This window comes from Lachnoclostridium sp. (assembly GCF_031997925.1).
Classification (GTDB): domain Bacteria; phylum Bacillota; class Clostridia; order Lachnospirales; family Lachnospiraceae; genus Lachnoclostridium.
In genome coordinates this window covers 23,740-41,785 of the sequence record NZ_DAMADT010000003.1, presented here as the reverse complement: position 1 = coordinate 41,785, position 18,046 = coordinate 23,740, and the positions used below count along the sequence as shown (strand labels likewise).

Sequence of the window (18,046 nt, the reverse complement as noted above, 5' to 3'; positions counted from 1 at the left end):
TGAAGACTATTCACTCCAACGTTTCAGTGTCTTATAATAAGTGAGCATATCTTTTCTCACTTCATCGACTGTTTTCCCCTCTCCTTCTTTATAGACAAAGGGAATACAAAACTCTACCATTTCTTCCATTGATTGATTTGATACAAAATTTCCATCTTTATAGCAGTAAATACAATACTCCTCATTCTTACTGCCATTCGCATTTGTTGCGAACTCCTCTTCCTTTGTAAGTGGCATAGCACATGATTGACATACCTTTCCTTCCATATAAGCCTCCTTTTTTAATCTACTATTCTTTACTCATGAAACTTTTATAAAACCTATGAAGCACGATACCTTAGTTTTATAGTTATATTATAGATACAGAAATATGACAACATATGTCATATTAAAAAACATCTTTTTGATCATAATAAAACTCTCGATAAAAATTCACCTAACGAATAAAAATTTTCAGGAAATCAACTTCTTCTGATTCTATCAGACAGCATTTTAATGAGCAGGAACTTCATTAAAGTAATACTTTCCATAGCATGCAGTTACACTTTAAATTACCTTGATTAAAGATTCCTAATTTTCTCTCATATGCTATTTTCTCCAACTATGTTATAATAATCTATAAATAGTACTTAAATAGCACTTTAACAGTTCTTAAAAGTACTAAAAGTATTTAAAGAATACTCAAACATTACTTTTAACAAGTAAAAGCTCGCTTCGCGAACTTTTCTTATCATGAATAATTAAAAAGGTTACAAAGAAAGGACACAGATGATTACTAAATATTGTTTTGGAACTCCATTTGAAACTGAAGCTGTACCAGTGAAATTAAATTCAACTACTGTTACCTCTTCTAATTTTACAAAAGAAGACTCTAACGATAAGTTTTCTTTACCTATTTCTATAAAAGCAGATCATAATTTTTCCCTGGAATATGATATGGCGAAAGATGACATTGTTTACGGCCTTGGTGAAGCAAACCGTGGAATTAATAAGCGGGGTTATCAATACATAAGCAATTGCACTGATGATCCAAATCATACAGAAAATAAATTCTCACTTTATGGAGCACATAACTTCATAATCATTGATGGAAATACATGTTTTGGTCTTTTTATTGATTATCCTGGGAAACTTACCTTTGATATTGGATATTCCTCTTACTCGAAGTTACGCATCGTAGCAGAAGAAGCAAATCTTTATCTTTATGTTATCTCAGGTAAAAGCTCTTATGACATCGTAAAACAATTTCGTGAAATGATTGGCGAATCCTATCTTCCTCCCCTTTGGGCATTTGGTTATCAACAATCTCGTTGGGGATATAAGACAGCGAGTGATCTAAGGACTGTTGCCGATGAATATCAAAAGCATGGAATTGGACTTGATGCCATCTACATGGATATTGATTATATGGAACAATATAAAGATTTTACGATTGATGAAGAAAAATTTCCGAATTTTACAGAGTTTGTTGCTGAAATGAAGGAAAGAAACCTACATCTAGTTCCTATTATTGATGCTGGTGTAAAAATAGAAGATGGGTATTCCATCTATGAAGAGGGTGTCGCAAATAATTACTTTTGCAAACGAGAAGATGGCACTGACTTCATTGCAGGTGTTTGGCCTGGTGATACTCATTTTCCTGATTTTTTTAAGAAAGATACCAGAGAATGGTTTGGCAATAAATATCGGACTTTACTTGATAAAGGAATTGATGGTTTTTGGAATGATATGAATGAACCAGCTATCTTTTATTCTAAAGAAGGGTTAGATGATGTATTTGAACAAATTAAAAAAATGCAAAACAATGAATTAGACCTTTCGAATTTCTTCCACTTAAGATATCTCATAGATTCCTTACAAAACAATGAAGAAGATTACAAGAGATTCTATCACGATGTGGAAGGAAAGAAAGTTCGCCACGATAAAGTCCATAATTTATATGGTTATTACATGACACGTGCGGCAGGTGAAGCATTCCAAAATTTAAATAATGCTAAGAGAATCCTTTTATTCTCTCGTTCCTCTTATATCGGTATGCACCGCTATGGTGGCATCTGGACTGGAGATAACCAATCTTGGTGGTCACATCTTCTATTAAATATCAAGATGATGCCATCACTAAATATGTGTGGTTTCCTATATAGTGGTGCGGATTTAGGTGGGTTTGGTAGTGATGTGACCCGAGACTTGATGCTAAGATGGCTAGCTTTTGGCATCTTTACTCCTCTTATGAGAAATCACTCTGCAATTGGCACAAGAAATCAAGAATGTTATGAATTTGAATCAACAGAAGAATTTAAGCATCTAATTGGAATTCGCTATCGTCTCATTCCATACCTATATAGTGAATTTGTAAAGTCTGTGAAAAAGAACGAAATGCTCTTTCGACCACTTGCTTTTGATTATCCAAATGATCCATTGGTTCGACATATCGAAGATCAATTAATGTTAGGTGATGGACTAATGATAGCCCCAGTTTATACCCAAAATGCTACGGGACGCTATGTCTATCTTCCAGAGGATATGCTATATCTAAAGTTCACAAAAGACTCTGATTTTAGTATGGAAGTACTCACAAAAGGTCATCATTATATCGAAGTTGACTTATCAGAAGTTCCTTTGTTTGTGAAAGAAAATCATATTCTGCCACTAGCAAAAACAGCAGAGAACACAGCAACCTTAGACCGTAAAAGCTTTACTCTATTATGCTACTTAACAAAGGAAGCTTCTTATGAATTTTATGACGATGACGGAATTACACTTCCTGCAGATGGTACAACAACCCTCGTAACGATTGATTGTCCTAATGCAGCACAGATTGTAGATTCTGAGTTTCAATTTTCCTAAGATATTACTTGCTAGCTTTTTTAACATACCAACTTACGACAAGCATTTCTGTCTTAATAGGATAATGGAATAATAAACTGATAATGGTTTAGTGAACTGTAATGGTTTAATAAACTAAAAAGGGCTTAGTGAACTGTAATGGTTTAATAAACTGAAAAAGGTCCTTGAAAACTGCTAATATACAGTTTCAAGGGCCTTTTTAATAAGTGATTACTCTATGTAAATCACTCTTGTACAAATACTTCCTTTGTCTGACCACAGATAGGGCATTCGTAATCATCTGGTAATTCTTCAAATGGAGTTTCTCCATCATATACCCATTGGCATACGGAGCAAACATATTGTACTTCTTGACTCATATTATCACCTCCTTTCAATGTACTGCCAGCCTATGGCTTACTTTCCATTTTAAATTAGGGTAATCTTTATCGGTTATTGATAATTGTTTCTAAGATTCTCTCTTCTAGCATCTCAAAACAAATAGTCAATGAGTATCTATACAAGAAAACGTACACTTCTCAAACTTTTCCTTGTAATGAATGAATAGTCTCTTATATACTCAAATTAAAATATGCGATTATAGACTCCTATATGAATGTTACATAATTTCAAGGTAAAATTTAGATTTCTTAATAACTTATAAAATCTCTATAGCATTTTGACACTGTTCCTTAGGTTATGGTATAATACTCGATGGTTCTTCCAATTGTATATCAAATCAGTAAAAAAAACAACTAATTTGAATATATTTTGGTAACAGTACCAATAATTTTTGGTATAGCAATCTTTGCTAAAACCAAAGATTAATCGTTATTATAAGGTGCTAAAGCACCAGAATAGAGGTTACTATGAGAACAGTATTGGTTGTATTGGCGATTACGATTTTCTTAATTATATCACTGCCATTCTATTTGATTTCCCTCATTATTGGCCTATTTAATAAACATGCCAAAATAAGATTTTCCCAAACAGCAGCTAAGATTTTTTTCAGTATCATATGTATTTTCTCAGCTACTAAATTCAAGGTTTTAGGTCGTGAAAATCTTCCTTCTAAGGAAGCAGTTTTGTATACTGCTAATCATCGAGGCTTAGCTGATATAGCCGTAGCTTACATTACGTTACCTACTCTAACAGGCTTCGTAGCAAAGAAAGAAATGGAAAAGGTTCCAGTTATGAGCTGGTGGATGAAAAACCTCAATTGTCTATTTCTTGATCGTGAAAACCCGAGAGAGGGGTTAAAAACCATTTTAACAGGTGTAGAAAACATAAGAGAAGGTTACTCTATGTTTATTATGCCAGAGGGCACAAGAAATCGCGAAGAAGAAATGTTACCATTCAAAGAAGGAAGCTTTAAAATGGCTGAAAAAACTGGTTGTGCCATCATCCCAGTTGCAATCACAAACTCCGATTCAGTTTTTGAACGCCAATTTCCATGGGTTAAAAAAGCAACTGTCATCATTCATTATGGTAATCCAATTTATCCAAATGATTTACCAAAAGAAGAACGTAAATTCATCGGTAACCATGTTCGTAATGTTATCGAAACTATGTTAGAAGAGGATAAAAAGTTAGTACATTAAAACTTACTTGAAAAATTATTTTTCTATTTCTTTTTTTATAGTTTAATGTTAAAATAATATCTATGGCTTTCTTGTACAACCTAAGAAAAGAAGGCTGTTTCGTGATATTACATAACGAAAGGAGGTAGTCATATGCAAACATGGACAATTGTAATGTTAGTCATTTTAGCAATCTTAGTTGTTCTCTTTGTTGCTTTACTTATATATGGAAGAAAGATGCAAAAGAAACAGGAGGCATCTCAAGCAGATATTCGTGCTGGTGCGCAGTCATTTTCAATCTTAGTCATTGATAAAAAACGTATGCGTATTAAAGATGCCGGGTTCCCGCAGATTGTACTAGACCAAACACCAAAGTATCTTCGCCGTTCAAAAGTTCCGGTTGTAAAAGCAAAAATCGGTCCTAAAGTAGCAACTTTAATGTGTGAAGAAAAGGTTTTTGACCTAATCCCAATAAAGAAAGAAATCAAGGCTGTTATTAATGGTATCTACATTCTTGATGTAAAAGGCCTCCGTGGCGGTTTAGAACAACGCCCGGTTAAGCAAAAATTCTTTAAGAAAATGAAGTCAAAAATAACAAAAAAGAACTAATTGTATGAAATGTTTATCAAAACGTAGAGGAATAAGAAAAATCATGAAACGATAGATAAACAATAAAAATTTGTTTTTTATAAAAAAAGGTTGTTTAACATAAATCAGTTCCTAGGGAACTTGATTTAACATGTTAAACAGCCTTTTTCGATATCTATCTTTCTCTTTCGGTAATCTTTACTTTCAGATTACATTCTGATACATATTGATAATTAATATCCAATGCATAGAACAACTCAACAATAATTTCTTTCTCATTTTCCACAATATCAATTGATTTCGTAGTAACACCTATCATCAAATCACCATACGGAGTCGTATAATAATTCATATGACTTTTTCCAAGTTCGAATACCATATGGGAAGCTGCCTCCCCTTTTTTAGTTAACTCTACTTGATTTTTTGAAATCTTTAACGTACATCGCACCGTTTTATCTGGTGCACTCTCCTGATCTAACAATTCGTCATACAATACAAAATGTTTTCCATTGCGAAAATAGTATTCACCAAGACTAATCACTTCAATGGCTTCTTCTTGTTCAGTCTCATATTGTAAGCCGGCAATCGATACAATTACCTCTTTTGTCATTCTTTCGGTTACCTTTCCAATACAATTTCTATTCAAAAGTCTTTATGTTAACATCCTTCGTTTCAATAATTTCACATGGTAGTATGGTATTTGCAAAGTTAAGGAATTTTTCTGCACCATCGCTGACAAAAAAGGAATGTTCTGGTGTCTTTGATTCTTCCGATAACAATTTCTGCTCTGCTAATACTTGCTTTAAGGTTCTGGCGGTTTCATAAGCTGGATTCACTAATTCAATTTCATCACCAACTACCTCACGAATCACCTTGCGAAGCAAAGGATAGTGAGTACAACCAAGAATTAAGGTATCAATATCTTTATATAATAGTTCTTGTATATATCTACTTACAACTTCCTTCGTAATTGGATCATTAATCCAACCTTCTTCCACCAAAGGTACAAATAAAGGACAAGCCTTACCAAACACTCGAAGATCGGGACGAATTTCTCCTAAAAACTCATTATAAATACCACTTCGTATCGTACCCTCGGTAGCAATTACACCAATATTACCATTCTTTGTTGTCTCAGCTGCTACTTTGGCACCCGGATTAACAACACCGATGATTGGTATCTCAATTTCTTTTCTCACTGTTTCAAGAGCTAAGGCACTCGCTGTATTACATGCTATCACAATTGCTTTAACATCCTTCGACAATAAAAAACGAATGATTTGCCTGGAGTACATCGTTATAGTTGCCTTTGACTTACTACCGTATGGTAAACGAGCAGTATCTCCAAAATATATAATTTGTTCCTTAGGTAATTGATTCATAATTTCCTTGGTTACCGTAAGGCCACCAATACCAGAATCAAAAACTCCAATTGCAGATTTATTTGACATATTGTCCCTCCATACAGCTTACTTCATATTTCTTGTAAATGCTGTTTGAATTAATTTTTCCACTAGTTGTGGCTTAGCAATCCCTTTTGCTTCCCATAACATAGGGTACATACTGATTGATGTAAATCCTGGAAGAGTATTGATTTCATTAAATACAATTTCATTGGTTTCATTTTCTAAGAAGAAGTCTACTCTTGATAAGGAATAACCATCAACCGCACGGAATATCTTTACCGCTGCATCGCTGACTTCCTGTGCCTTACCCTCTGGTAGCTCTGGTGAAATAATAGTTTTAGATTCTGCATTGTTATACTTTGCATCATAGTCGTAAAACTCTGCTGCTGCCAAAATCTCACCAACTCCTGATGCTTTCGCCTCCATACCACCAAGCACTGCACACTCGATTTCTCTTCCCACTATAGTTTCCTCTACTAATATCTTGCGGTCATGCTCTGCAGCTTCTTTTAATCCAGCAATTAATTCATCTTGGGTTTTAGCTTTTGTAATCCCCTTAGAGGAACCAGCATTGGATGGTTTAATGAATACTGGATAGGATAAACGATTCTCTACTCGCTCTACTACCTTACTCATCTCCTCCAATTCCTTCGCATACACTGGCTCATAAGCCGCTTGACGTATACCAAGGCTATCCACAATAATCTTAGTATATAATTTATCCATGGATACTGCACTTGCAAGAACACCACAACCCACATATGGAACCCCAGCTAGTTCAAGCAATCCTTGGACGGTACCATCTTCACCGAATAATCCGTGTAATACTGGGAATACAACATCTACTTTTTGATATTCTACTTTATTATCTTCCATAATCAAAAGGCTTGGTTTACTTCTATCTGGAGAAAGAATCGCGGTCTTTTTCCCATTTCTCCAAACTCCGCTTGTGATGTCTTCTACACTTTCTGTAAGTAACCACTTTCCATCTTTTGTGATGCCTACCAATACAATATCATAATGATCAAGATCAATATGATTTATAACCGTTACTGCTGAAACACATGATACCTCATGTTCTGAGGATTGCCCTCCAAACAAAACGACAATAGTCTTCTTATCCATGCAAGTCATCCTTTCTTTCTGTCTGCCTATCTATTCGAGTCCCACCTAAGTCGAATCTTATTCATTTAATTATAGTATGAAATTCATTTTTCCATTAACCTTTTTTATAATGACCAGAGAAAAGTTTGGGAAATATAATTTTTCTTATTTTATTAAATTTCATAATTTCATTGAAATCCATTATTTTCTAGGCTATGAATGTTATACTTTCCTATTACTATATACATTTTACACTCAATTAGTTATTAATTCAATGTTTTTATCTTGTGAACTACTGACCGTCTACAGCCATTGGGATTGCAATCACATTATTTACTGGTTTAAATCTCACATGTTAGGACATACTTTTAATAAAATCACGGAGATTCTTTTCATAAATTTTATAAAGGAGTATTGTTATGAGATTTGCAAATTTTATTAACCCTAATATGCATGAAACTTCTAATAGGAAGTCTTTCACTAAGAAATTATTTTTATCTTACATATTGCCTTTTTTACTTGCGTTTTTAATTACTTTATATGCCTTGTTCGGAGCCTTTGTATCATTTACAGGCTCACCAGCTATAAAAGAAAATCAGGCTCTTCTGCAGGAAGACTTAGCGAAACAAATACTGCGATTTCACATCCTTGGTAATAGTGACTCTGAGGAGGACCAGAATGTGAAGCTTTATGTAAAAGAAGGTATCATGACCTACTTAACACCACTCTTAAAGGATTGCTCGGACAAAGAAAGTACAACCAAGGTATTAATGAATCATCTAACAGATATAGAGAAAGAAGCCTCTAGGCTGCTAGCTATGAAAGGATATTACTATGGCGCTAGTGTTACCCTTGATAAGGGTACATTCCCAATTAAAGTTTACGGAGACATCACTCTGCCAGCTGGTGAGTATGATGCTCTTAAAATAAAACTTGGAATGGCAGAAGGACGTAATTGGTGGTGTATTTTGTTTCCAAATCTATGCTTTGTTGATGCAACCTATACCGTAGTTCCGGAAGTTTCTAAGCAACAATTGAAAACCTTACTAACAGAAGAGGAATATACCTCAATTATCAAAGAAGAAAAGCCAAATGTTGTTGTGAAGTTTAAACTTTTGGATTTTTTATCAAAGCTATTTTAGATGTTTTTAGAAGCTCATTTGAGAATCCATCTTTGGAGAATGTCTGAATACTACTTGCAAAACCCTTTCCAGACTAATATAATGGACAATATCAGGGTTATAACCACACGACAGGAGTTTTCAATGGATATTATTTCACTAAAGGCATATGCAAAAATAAATCTTGCACTCGATGTGATTGGCAAGCGTCCAAATGGATACCATGATGTCCGAATGATCATGCAGACTATCAAGTTGTATGATAAAATTACTATTAAGCCAACCACAAATCCAGATATCACGCTAAAGACAAATCTACACTTTTTACCAACCAATGAGAATAATATCGTATATGCGGCCTGTAAGCTGTTTAAGGAAACTTTTCAGATTAGCGACGGTTTTTACATTAATCTAGAGAAGAGAATTCCTGTTGCAGCCGGAATGGCTGGCGGAAGTTCCGATGCTGCTGCCACACTTTTTGGCTTAAATGAACTTTTCCAAACCAATCAAACTTTAGAAGATTTAATGAAGCTTGGCGTAAAGCTTGGAGCTGATGTTCCTTATTGTCTTCTACGCGGAACAGCTTTATCCGAAGGAATCGGTGAGGTCCTAACTCCTCTCCCTCCTGCACCTAACTGCTATTGTTTAATTGTAAAGCCGCCGGTCAGTGTATCTACCAAATTTGTGTATGAAAACCTTACGTTAGACGAGAACACCAAACATCCAAATATTGATGGGATGATAGAAGCAATTGAAAAACAAGATTTACATCAAATGTCCTCTCTTGTTTCTAATGTTTTGGAGTCCGTCACAATCAAGCATCATCCAGAAATTGAACGAATTAAAATGGATTTACTCTCACATGGTGCTCTTAATGCCTTAATGAGTGGAAGCGGTCCAACTGTCTTTGCCTTATTTGACAATCAAAAGACTGCTGAGCGTGCTTTTTATGAATATAAGGTTGGCCCTTACGGAAAACAGACTTTCTTAACACGATTTTTTGAATCTAAGAGTGTCAGCCCTTAATGGATATACTCTTATAAACAGACCAGTTGAAAGTACTTCAGATACCTAACAACTATATTATTAATTCATATGATGACATAGTTACAATATTAATAATTCATAGTTCCATTATTTTATGAAAAGAACAAATTGTATCATCACCTAAGATTTTATATCTTGGAAAATGATGCGGTTTGTTCTTTTTTGTTCAAGACAAGGGAAAGTTCGCGAAGCGTACTTTTTTCTTGCTCGGTGTGGGAGATTCCTACCAGGTACCATCTCTTTAGAAATCATCTTATACGAATGTTTTGTTCTCTTTACTCATAGCATATAATATCATTCACATTTTGCATTCATAACTACTTATCCAGGTTCATATAATGTGTTAGACGCAAACGTGGACATTTAGAACACGAATAAAATGAGCAAGGAGGGAATTTACTTGGAACTCATTAAAAAGAACATACATATGAATAAGCTGAAATGTAAAAGTAATCTTCAAGTAACCTTTGACGATGATTTCAATGTACCGGATAGTAAACCAGACATTAGTAAATTAATTAAGTCGCAGGGGGAAATCAAATTTAACGATCAGAAAATAAACAATGGTAAACTCTATGCAAATGGCTCGCTGCATTTTCAGGTATTATATTTAAGTGATGAAACCAATCGTCCAATCCATAGCTTAAGTGGACAGATTCCTTTCGATGAAGTAGTTAACTTAAATGAATCCTGCAATCATGATACCGGAACATTAAAATACGAGATCGAAGACCTAACCGCTAGTATTATTAACTCCAGAAAACTTAGTGTAAAGGCTTTGGTTCGCTTAAGTGTTGCCGTAGAAGATTTGTATGATGAAGAAAGTGCTGTGTCTGTTGATGCCGAACCTGATGTACAATCCGTATCCAAAACAATTGACGTTACCAATATGGCTGTAAACAAAAAGGACAGCTATCGGTTCCGTGATGAGGTTGTTCTTCCATCTGGTAAGAGCTGTATCTCCGAAATTCTATATAATAATGTAGAATTGAAGAATGTCGATGTGCGTCTGTTGACAGATAAGTTCACTGCCAAAGGTGAAATTTCGCTGTTTGTCCTCTACATAGGGGATGGCGAAGACAGCCCAATGGAATACTATGAGGCTGAACTACCTTTTAGCTCAACCATTGACTGTAATGGCTGTACCGAAGATATGACTCCTGACATCTCACTTGATATCGTTGGTAACAACTTAAGTGTAAAACCAGATGCGGATGGAGAAGAACGAGTTCTTGACTTAGAAACAATCTTAGATGTTTCCATTAAGATTTATGAGGAAACTCAGATGCAAGTTCTTCAGGATATCTATTCTCCAATGAGGGAAATTACTCCTGTTTATAAGGAAGCTAATTATGAGAACCTTCTCATGCGTAATAACAATCGTGCACGCGTATCGGAAAGAATTCGATTAGATGAAGATAGTGCAAAACTTTTACAGATTTGCCATGGAAATGGTACCGTTAAGATTGATGATATTATCCCAGTAGATAATGGATTAGAAGTGGAAGGCGTTATTGATCTTAGCATACTTTACATAAGCTCAGATGATGCAAGACCTTTACAAGCTATAAAAGCTGCTGTTCCATTTTCTCAAATGATTGAAATTCGAGACTTAAAACCAAATAGCAGCTATGATGTAAAATCAAACCTTGAGCAAATCAACATTATGATGCTTGATAATTCAGAGGTAGAGGTAAAAGCTAGTGTTGTTCTTAACGTTATCGCATTTGACCGTTTAACCGAATCCTTTATGGTTGATTTCAAAGAAAGTCCTCTCGACTTAGCGGTGTTGCAAGCAATGCCAGGTATGATTGGATATGTAGTGAAACCTGGTGATAGCCTTTGGAAGATAGCAAAGAATTACCATACCACAGTTGACGCTATCAAAGATATTAATGATTTGGATTCAGAATCTATCAGTGCTGGGGATCATCTCTTAATTGTTAAGGAATTAGATCCTAGCTTTGGATAATTTTATAACAAGAAAAAGTACGCATCGCGATCTCTTCCTTGTCACGAACTATTAAAAAAGAGGAGCTGTTGCACTAGCGGTTAATAAACCGCAGTGCACAGCTCATTTTTTGGCTTTAATAAGGCTTGTTACACTAATTACTTAGTGCGTCAGACCTTTTTCTAATTAAGTAATGAACGATTACTCTAAACCGTCCTTCCACTTATTAAGCTTTTCAATCGTTGTATCTAAAGTTTTCTGGCATATCTCAGGAAGTTCGCCTCCCCAAGCTTTCGTAGCTTCTTTAAAGCCCTTCGTAACAGCATTAATCATGGTTTCTGCTTTGGAGGAATCATTTCCAGCCAATGCTTTTGCAAAAGATACTAAACGTTCGGAGGTTTGTTCAATACCCCAATATCCATCTTCTGCTATTTCAGAAGCGGCCTTTGCAGCTGTTTCTGGGTCAACCGTTACTTTTCCTTCTCGAAGTAGAGCCCAAATATCTGTAGCATTCGTTACTTGCTCGCCTTGTTTTAATAACATTTTTTCTACTAATGAGCGAAGACTTGCTGTTCTTTGTTCCGCATCCGCTTTTAATCTTTCGATAGTTTCCCTATCCTGCTGCTTATTTGTTTTAATACCTTCGGACTTTTCATAAGTTGCAGCCACTGTTTCTTGATTCGACTCGTTCGTCGTGGAATTTTTCTTCTCTAATTCCGCTGATTCTGTTGACGCATAGGTGTTTCTTACACCCGTAACTCCGTTTACATTCATACAATACCCTCCTTGGTATACGTAGGGCTATAAACCCTAATAAAAAAGACATCAGTTACCGACCTAAACTTAGGTCTTATTTCTTATATCGGAAGGAATCGTAAAAATGTTTAACTCGATCTATGCTTACAAGAAAACTCCCAGGCCTCTTAGGTGGGAGATGATTCTAAACCTTCTAATGCTATTAGTACAGCAGTTGCATTCTTCATTGAAGCGGATAACACATGAACTGGTTCACTAATCTGCCCTAAGTTATGAGCATCAGAATCCAAAATTGCTCTACACTTTTGAAGATATGGATTATTAGGAATGAAAAGATCTCTGTTCTCCAGTTTTGTAAGCTCTACACAAGAAAACCTACTATCTGGAGGTAGAAACCCTAGGTTTGAAATCACACTATTTGAAGATTTATCAATATGAGCAGGAATCATAACCCCATGGTAAGCAGTTACTACATCATAGACATCAGAAAATCCGATGGTAGTCGCATTAATCAAAAGATACTCTTCACGTTCTAACACCAACTCATCTTCATCTACAACTAACTGATTTCCAAAGATACTTTCCTTATTCTTTACCTTTATTAAACGCTCATAGACATAAGAATCAAACATCATGGCATCTTCTAATTCCGCAAATAAGCAAATGACATGTACTTCCTCAGAAGTCGTTAACTCCATTCCTGGCAAGACTAAAATATTATTTTTCTTCCCAATCTCTATCGCAGCCTTACAGTTTCTACAGGTGTTATGATCGGTAATCGCTATCACATCCAGCCCCTTTAATGCCGCCATCATAACAATATTAGCCGGAGTCATATCGTCATCGGCACAAGGAGATAAGCAGGTGTGAATATGAAAATCATAGGTTAGAGGAATCACGTATGATTTGATATACTTGGTACGCTGCCTCAAAAATAGGTAGTTCGGTAGCTAAGATTGTAATACCTTCACTTTTCGCTTTTGATAGTGCAGCATCATCAAGCGTAATTCCCTCCGACAAAATTACACAAGCTACTTCTGTTAAAGTTGCAACCGCTATCGTATTTATATTACCCATTACTGTTACCCAAGCAGATCCAACTGGAATTTTACTCATTGCAATACTTAATAAATCACAACAAAATGGAGTCTCTACTTTCATATTTAGGTTGTCACCCTCGTTAATTACTGTAAAATTGCTACTCCTGATAAATTCTTGTTTTGTCATCCTTTCCTCCCGCCCTAGTAAACTCTATGATACTGTATTTTTAGCTTTACCTAATTTCCACTATATGGATTATCAATCAGGTTCCTCGCTTATTGAAGCAGGATACTTCCCTGATGAGGCTAATTTATTCTTCTTGTTTGTAGAATTATTATAAAAGTTCCTCTTTAACTATCCTTTGGAAATTTACCAGATAGCTTGTTTACATACTCTCTAAAGATATGGATGCAATAGTTTTCCTCCGCAACCCCTCTCACAATATCCTCTGCAAGAGCCTTACAAGTCGGAGCTCCGCAAGATCCACAGTCAAGCCCCGGAAACTTCTTACAAAGTTCTTCTACTTTTGCTACTTTACCAATACTTTCAATTAAACTGACACCAAGATTGAAAACAGGTTCATATTCAACCTCCTGTGTCCAAAAAAGATCAATACTTTCAAGTGGAATATGCGTTCTAGCAACGGGCATATATTTACGAAGTCTTTTCAGTTTTACTTTCGCAACATATGGATTCTCAACGGTTAATACCCCACCAACACATCCTCCACTGCACGCATTTAATTCAATAAACTCCAGGTTCGTAAACTTCTGATCTTCCATATCCTCAAGTACTCGAATGATATTTTCAATCCCATCTGCTGCAAGATAGCTATCTGTTAGAAGCCCACTTGCCTCACCGCCACTAGAACCCCAACTGATTCCTATTTTACCCGAGATTGCTAGGTCTTCTAACTCATCTCTCTCTGCTACAATTTTCATACAACTTATTAACCGTGGATAGACATCCTTAATTGCAAGTACCCCATCCACCTCACTTTTTTCATATCCCAAGGGATTTTTAGCCGCTGTAACCTTAGCCGGGCATGGTGAGATGAAAAAGATGCCTATTTTCTCACTTGGAAGCCCAGTCTTCTCCATTGCTACTTTTCTAGCTAGCTCGGCAGCAATATCAACTGGAGCCTTTAGAGGAAGTAGATGCTCTAAAAGATTCGGAAAACGAACACGAATCAATCTAGTTACCACAGGGCATGCAGTACTAATAACGGGCCACTTCTCCTTATGTTCTTCTATGTACATTCTAGTTGCTGCAGATATAATTTCAGCAGCACCGCTTACTTCGAAAACATCAGAGAATCCCATTAGCTTTAATGCATTTAAAACAATATTAATATCATCTAAATTATTCATCTGTGCATACAAAGAAGGTGCTGGTAAGGCAACGGTATATTCGAATTTCTTAATCATATCCATACTATCATAAGTCGCATTCTTGGCATGATGAGGACATATTCTAATACACTCACCACAGTCAATACAAAATTCTTTTGTGATTACCGCCTTTTGATTACGAACTCTTATTGCCTCGGTAGGGCAACGCTTAATGCAATTGATACAGCCCGTACAAAGGCTTTCATCCAATCGCACCGCAGTATAAAACTTCCCCATCGTCATCCCCCTCTCCTAGCATATCTCTTAGCATATATTTCATTCCAAGAAACAAAAAACATCTAGTAAGCCCTGATTACTCGTTATGTATCATATCATGATACAATCAACGCTAATCCATACATCATTTCCTTATACTAACATAACTACATATAAACCTTTATCGTTACAGTAGTCCCCTCTCCCAGTATAGTATCTATGTTCATTTCATCTGAGTATTTTTTCATATTCGGAAGACCCATACCAGCCCCAAATCCCAGTGCCCTAACATTATCGGGTGCGGTGGAATATCCTGCTTGCATGGCAAGTTCTACATCTACAATTCCTGGTCCTTCATCTTTTAATCTGATTATGATTTCAGTTGAAGAGATAAACACAGTGATTTCTCCTCCATGGGCATGAATCACCATGTTTATCTCGCCCTCATACATTGAGATGGCAACCTTTCTTATAACCTCCGGATTTGCACCCATCTGCTTTAGTTTCTTTTTAACATCACTAGAGGCTTCCCCAGCTCTAGTAAAATCATCACCAGATATCGTATAAGTTAGTGTGATTGTTTGGTTCAATTTGAGGTACCTCCGCGCAGACCATTTTGGTATAATAAACCACATGCTGTAAACATACGATGTCCGGTACATAATAACGGTATTTCTCTTTCATTTGCAAGCTCAATCATAGCTTCATCTGGTCTTTTTCCTCGAACAAAAACAATACATACTACATCCATCATTTCCGCAGTGCGAACTACCTGTAAATTGCACAACCCAGTTAGCAATACACATTGTTCTTTGACAAATGCAAGTACATCACTCATCATATCGGATCCACAACCAGTATGTGCCTCACGATTCAAAAATTCTTCTCCGCTAATTACCTGCGCTCCAAGTATTTCTTTCACATCTCTTACAGTCATGTGCGAATGCCTCCTCATCAATCTATACGGTATACGTAACATTTTAGTAGATAACTCTACCTGAGAAAATCATCTACTTTTCTGCCATTGCTATAAAACTTAACAAAATCGTTCTTCTTTATCCTTGTTAATCTCCACGGCTTTCCTTTCCCCATGAAAACTGTCAATATTGTATAATTTTTATACATTTTGGTTTATATATCAGTATAACATTACCAAATGTTCTTTTCAACTCCAGCCGTATAAATTTTTTAATCCATATGTTATTTTATTAACTACTTATTGTGCATTATTGTATATTAAGCACAAATAATTCAATATTTATTACATGTAATATGTTTAGTGTATTTTATTGCATACACAATTATGTATAGTGTATTTGGCAAAACTTAAATTAAACATTGATATTTGTTAAATTTATATCATTGTGGATTTTTCACTAATATCATGCTATAATACTATTGTTTTTCGACAACATGTCATCGAAAAGATTGTTAAAAAACTATCAAGGAGGTTTTATCATGAGCTCACAGAAATCAACCGTTCCTTTTGCTGGAACAAAAGAGCAAGAGGCCGAACTTATAAGTGTTATAGAAGAGCTTAAAAGTGACAAAGGTGCCTTAATGCCAATACTTCAGAAGGCACAGGAAATCTATGGATACCTTCCAATTGAAGTTCAAACCATAATTTCTAACACATTAGATATTCCATTGGAAAAAATTTATGGAGTAGTAACTTTTTATTCTCAATTCTCACTTTTTCCAAAAGGGAAATTCAAAATTTCCGTATGTCTTGGAACTGCCTGTTATGTTAAAGGCTCTGGTGACATCTATAATAAACTCATGGAGAAGCTTAGTATTGCTAGCGGCGAATGTACCCCGGACGGTAAATTCTCTTTAGAAGCCTGCCGTTGTATTGGTGCCTGTGGTTTAGCTCCTGTTCTTACCGTTAACGATGATGTATACGGAAGACTTTCCGTAGACGACTTGGATGGTATTCTTGCTAAGTACGCATAAGCTAATTCCTATTAGTACCTTTTAACTTTAAAATTGCATTGTTTATAGAATATGAAATAGAGGAAATCAATTATGATGCCGGAAATCTCTCTGAACGTATTAGATGTTGCTCAAAACTCCATACGTGCAGACGCAACACTCATTATTATAACTGTAACTGCAGATAGAAAAAAGGATACTATGACTATCGTCATTAAAGATAATGGCTGTGGCATGACAAAAGAGCAGATAACCCATGTCTTAGATCCATTTTTCACAACACGAACTACCCGTAAGGTCGGGCTTGGAATACCGTTTTTTCAATATGCGGCGACTTCCACTGGTGGTAACTTTTCCATAGATTCTTTTGTTGGGGAAGGTACCATGGTTACAGCTAGTTTTATTCTCTCTCATATTGATCGGATGCCGCTTGGAGACATGACAAGCACGATGCATACGCTGATAACATTGAATAACCGGATAGATTTCTTATATACATATACCGTAGATGACAAAAGTTTCACCCTAGATACCAGAGAAATTCGAATGATACTTGATGGAATACCGCTTAATTCTCCTGATGTTTCTAATTATATACGAGAGTTTTTAAGCGAAAATAAGCAAGAAGTCGATCAAGGAGTCATTCTCTAAGATAATCCGTTTGAAATTAGTAATTAGATGCGCAAACAATATGCGCAGAAATGGAGGAATTATGAAATCTCTTGAAGAATTAAAAGCAATACGGGAGAAGATGCAGAATCAAATTAGCCTTCGTAATGAAGGCGAAGCAAATATCCGTGTCGTTGTAGGTATGGCTACCTGCGGTATCGCAAGCGGCGCAAGACCTGTTCTTAACGCTCTTTCTACCGCAGTTCAAGAAAAAGGCCTTACAAACGTTATCGTTACACAAACAGGATGTATCGGTTTGTGTCAGTTTGAACCAATTGTAGAAGTTACGGAAGCCGATAAAGAAAAAGTAACTTATGTAAAGATGACAGCAGAAAAAGCGCTTGAAGTGGTAGAAAAGCACTTGGTACGTGGTCAGATTGTCAAGGAATACACGATTCAAAATTATATTAAATAGCGA

General features: G+C 35.8%; 20 protein-coding genes. 9 read left to right on the top strand and 11 right to left on the bottom strand.

From position 1 onward, the window contains the following. Positions 1 to 6 precede the first annotated feature (6 nt). Positions 7 to 267, bottom strand: a complete 261-nt coding sequence (locus RTP52_RS03140) for a zinc ribbon domain-containing protein (protein WP_312100701.1) — start codon at positions 265 to 267, stop codon at positions 7 to 9. A 501-nt stretch (positions 268 to 768) separates the two neighbouring features. Between RTP52_RS03140 and RTP52_RS03135 the strand changes: the two genes are divergently transcribed. Continuing rightward, a complete protein-coding gene (locus tag RTP52_RS03135) occupies positions 769 to 2,847 on the top strand; it encodes a glycoside hydrolase family 31 protein (protein WP_312369193.1) in 2,079 nt (692 codons plus the stop codon). 224 nt (positions 2,848 to 3,071) lie between these two features. Here RTP52_RS03135 and RTP52_RS03130 read toward each other — a convergent pair whose 3' ends face one another. Then, positions 3,072 to 3,206 (bottom strand): rubredoxin, encoded by a 135-nt coding sequence (locus tag RTP52_RS03130; protein ID WP_081428598.1) that lies wholly within the window; start codon positions 3,204 to 3,206, stop codon positions 3,072 to 3,074. Between the two features lie 489 nt (positions 3,207 to 3,695). On the opposite strand from RTP52_RS03130, the gene RTP52_RS03125 reads away from it, so the two are divergent. Both RTP52_RS03125 and RTP52_RS03120 read left to right on the top strand, forming a co-directional pair. Further along, positions 3,696 to 4,427, top strand: a complete 732-nt coding sequence (locus tag RTP52_RS03125) for a lysophospholipid acyltransferase family protein (RefSeq protein WP_312369191.1) — start codon at positions 3,696 to 3,698, stop codon at positions 4,425 to 4,427. A gap of 132 nt (positions 4,428 to 4,559) precedes the next feature. After that, positions 4,560 to 5,015: a hypothetical protein gene (locus RTP52_RS03120; RefSeq protein ID WP_312100691.1), complete on the top strand. Its 456-nt coding sequence runs from the start codon at positions 4,560 to 4,562 to the stop codon at positions 5,013 to 5,015. A 154-nt stretch (positions 5,016 to 5,169) separates the two neighbouring features. Here the strand turns inward: RTP52_RS03120 and RTP52_RS03115 are convergent, their stop codons facing one another. Genes RTP52_RS03115 through RTP52_RS03105 form a run of 3 tightly spaced genes read right to left on the bottom strand, consistent with a single transcriptional unit; the run spans position 5,170 to position 7,525 of the window. Then, entirely contained in the window at positions 5,170 to 5,604 is a 435-nt protein-coding gene (locus RTP52_RS03115) for a DUF1934 domain-containing protein (RefSeq protein ID WP_312369189.1), read from the bottom strand. A 28-nt stretch (positions 5,605 to 5,632) separates the two neighbouring features. Then, positions 5,633 to 6,445 carry a glutamate racemase gene (murI, locus tag RTP52_RS03110; protein ID WP_312369187.1) on the bottom strand — a complete coding sequence of 271 codons (813 nt, stop codon included), beginning with the start codon at positions 6,443 to 6,445 and terminating at the stop codon, positions 5,633 to 5,635. Positions 6,446 to 6,463: 18 nt separating this feature from the next. Next, on the bottom strand, positions 6,464 to 7,525 hold the full coding sequence (locus RTP52_RS03105) for a D-alanine--D-alanine ligase family protein (RefSeq protein ID WP_312369185.1): 1,062 nt from the start codon (positions 7,523 to 7,525) through the stop codon (positions 6,464 to 6,466). Between the two features lie 398 nt (positions 7,526 to 7,923). Between RTP52_RS03105 and spoIIR the strand changes: the two genes are divergently transcribed. The 3 genes from spoIIR to RTP52_RS03090 all read left to right on the top strand — a co-directional run bounded on the left by spoIIR (position 7,924) and on the right by RTP52_RS03090 (position 11,644). Then, complete coding sequence (spoIIR, locus tag RTP52_RS03100; protein WP_312369183.1) at positions 7,924 to 8,646, top strand: stage II sporulation protein R; 723 nt, start codon at positions 7,924 to 7,926, stop codon at positions 8,644 to 8,646. Positions 8,647 to 8,769: 123 nt separating this feature from the next. Then, positions 8,770 to 9,651 carry a 4-(cytidine 5'-diphospho)-2-C-methyl-D-erythritol kinase gene (gene ispE / locus RTP52_RS03095; protein ID WP_312100678.1) on the top strand — a complete coding sequence of 294 codons (882 nt, stop codon included), beginning with the start codon at positions 8,770 to 8,772 and terminating at the stop codon, positions 9,649 to 9,651. A gap of 421 nt (positions 9,652 to 10,072) precedes the next feature. Further along, entirely contained in the window at positions 10,073 to 11,644 is a 1,572-nt protein-coding gene (locus RTP52_RS03090) for a DUF3794 and LysM peptidoglycan-binding domain-containing protein (RefSeq protein ID WP_312369182.1), read from the top strand. Between the two features lie 180 nt (positions 11,645 to 11,824). Here the strand turns inward: RTP52_RS03090 and RTP52_RS03085 are convergent, their stop codons facing one another. The 6 genes from RTP52_RS03085 to RTP52_RS03060 all read right to left on the bottom strand — a co-directional run bounded on the left by RTP52_RS03085 (position 11,825) and on the right by RTP52_RS03060 (position 15,964). After that, positions 11,825 to 12,397: a hypothetical protein gene (locus RTP52_RS03085; protein WP_312369180.1), complete on the bottom strand. Its 573-nt coding sequence runs from the start codon at positions 12,395 to 12,397 to the stop codon at positions 11,825 to 11,827. A gap of 149 nt (positions 12,398 to 12,546) precedes the next feature. Continuing rightward, positions 12,547 to 13,278 carry a PHP domain-containing protein gene (locus RTP52_RS03080; RefSeq protein ID WP_312369179.1) on the bottom strand — a complete coding sequence of 244 codons (732 nt, stop codon included), beginning with the start codon at positions 13,276 to 13,278 and terminating at the stop codon, positions 12,547 to 12,549. Further along, positions 13,259 to 13,606: a hypothetical protein gene (locus RTP52_RS03075; RefSeq protein WP_312369177.1), complete on the bottom strand. Its 348-nt coding sequence runs from the start codon at positions 13,604 to 13,606 to the stop codon at positions 13,259 to 13,261. The genes RTP52_RS03080 and RTP52_RS03075 overlap by 20 nt, the downstream gene beginning before the upstream one ends. Positions 13,607 to 13,770: 164 nt before the next feature. Further along, positions 13,771 to 15,048: a [Fe-Fe] hydrogenase large subunit C-terminal domain-containing protein gene (locus RTP52_RS03070; RefSeq protein WP_312100665.1), complete on the bottom strand. Its 1,278-nt coding sequence runs from the start codon at positions 15,046 to 15,048 to the stop codon at positions 13,771 to 13,773. A 146-nt stretch (positions 15,049 to 15,194) separates the two neighbouring features. Next, positions 15,195 to 15,662 carry an ATP-binding protein gene (locus RTP52_RS03065; protein WP_442913521.1) on the bottom strand — a complete coding sequence of 156 codons (468 nt, stop codon included), beginning with the start codon at positions 15,660 to 15,662 and terminating at the stop codon, positions 15,195 to 15,197. Next, positions 15,614 to 15,964: a DRTGG domain-containing protein gene (locus tag RTP52_RS03060; protein ID WP_312100659.1), complete on the bottom strand. Its 351-nt coding sequence runs from the start codon at positions 15,962 to 15,964 to the stop codon at positions 15,614 to 15,616. The genes RTP52_RS03065 and RTP52_RS03060 overlap by 49 nt, the downstream gene beginning before the upstream one ends. A 521-nt stretch (positions 15,965 to 16,485) precedes the next feature. On the opposite strand from RTP52_RS03060, the gene RTP52_RS03055 reads away from it, so the two are divergent. The 3 genes from RTP52_RS03055 to RTP52_RS03045 all read left to right on the top strand — a co-directional run bounded on the left by RTP52_RS03055 (position 16,486) and on the right by RTP52_RS03045 (position 18,043). Continuing rightward, positions 16,486 to 16,980 carry an NADH-quinone oxidoreductase subunit NuoE family protein gene (locus RTP52_RS03055; protein WP_312100656.1) on the top strand — a complete coding sequence of 165 codons (495 nt, stop codon included), beginning with the start codon at positions 16,486 to 16,488 and terminating at the stop codon, positions 16,978 to 16,980. Between the two features lie 72 nt (positions 16,981 to 17,052). Then, the gene (locus RTP52_RS03050) at positions 17,053 to 17,610 is read left to right on the top strand and encodes an ATP-binding protein (RefSeq protein ID WP_312100654.1); all 558 of its coding nucleotides are present in this window, start codon (positions 17,053 to 17,055) and stop codon (positions 17,608 to 17,610) included. A 61-nt stretch (positions 17,611 to 17,671) separates the two neighbouring features. After that, positions 17,672 to 18,043: a (2Fe-2S) ferredoxin domain-containing protein gene (locus RTP52_RS03045; RefSeq protein WP_312100651.1), complete on the top strand. Its 372-nt coding sequence runs from the start codon at positions 17,672 to 17,674 to the stop codon at positions 18,041 to 18,043. The last annotated feature ends 3 nt before the right edge of the window (positions 18,044 to 18,046 follow it).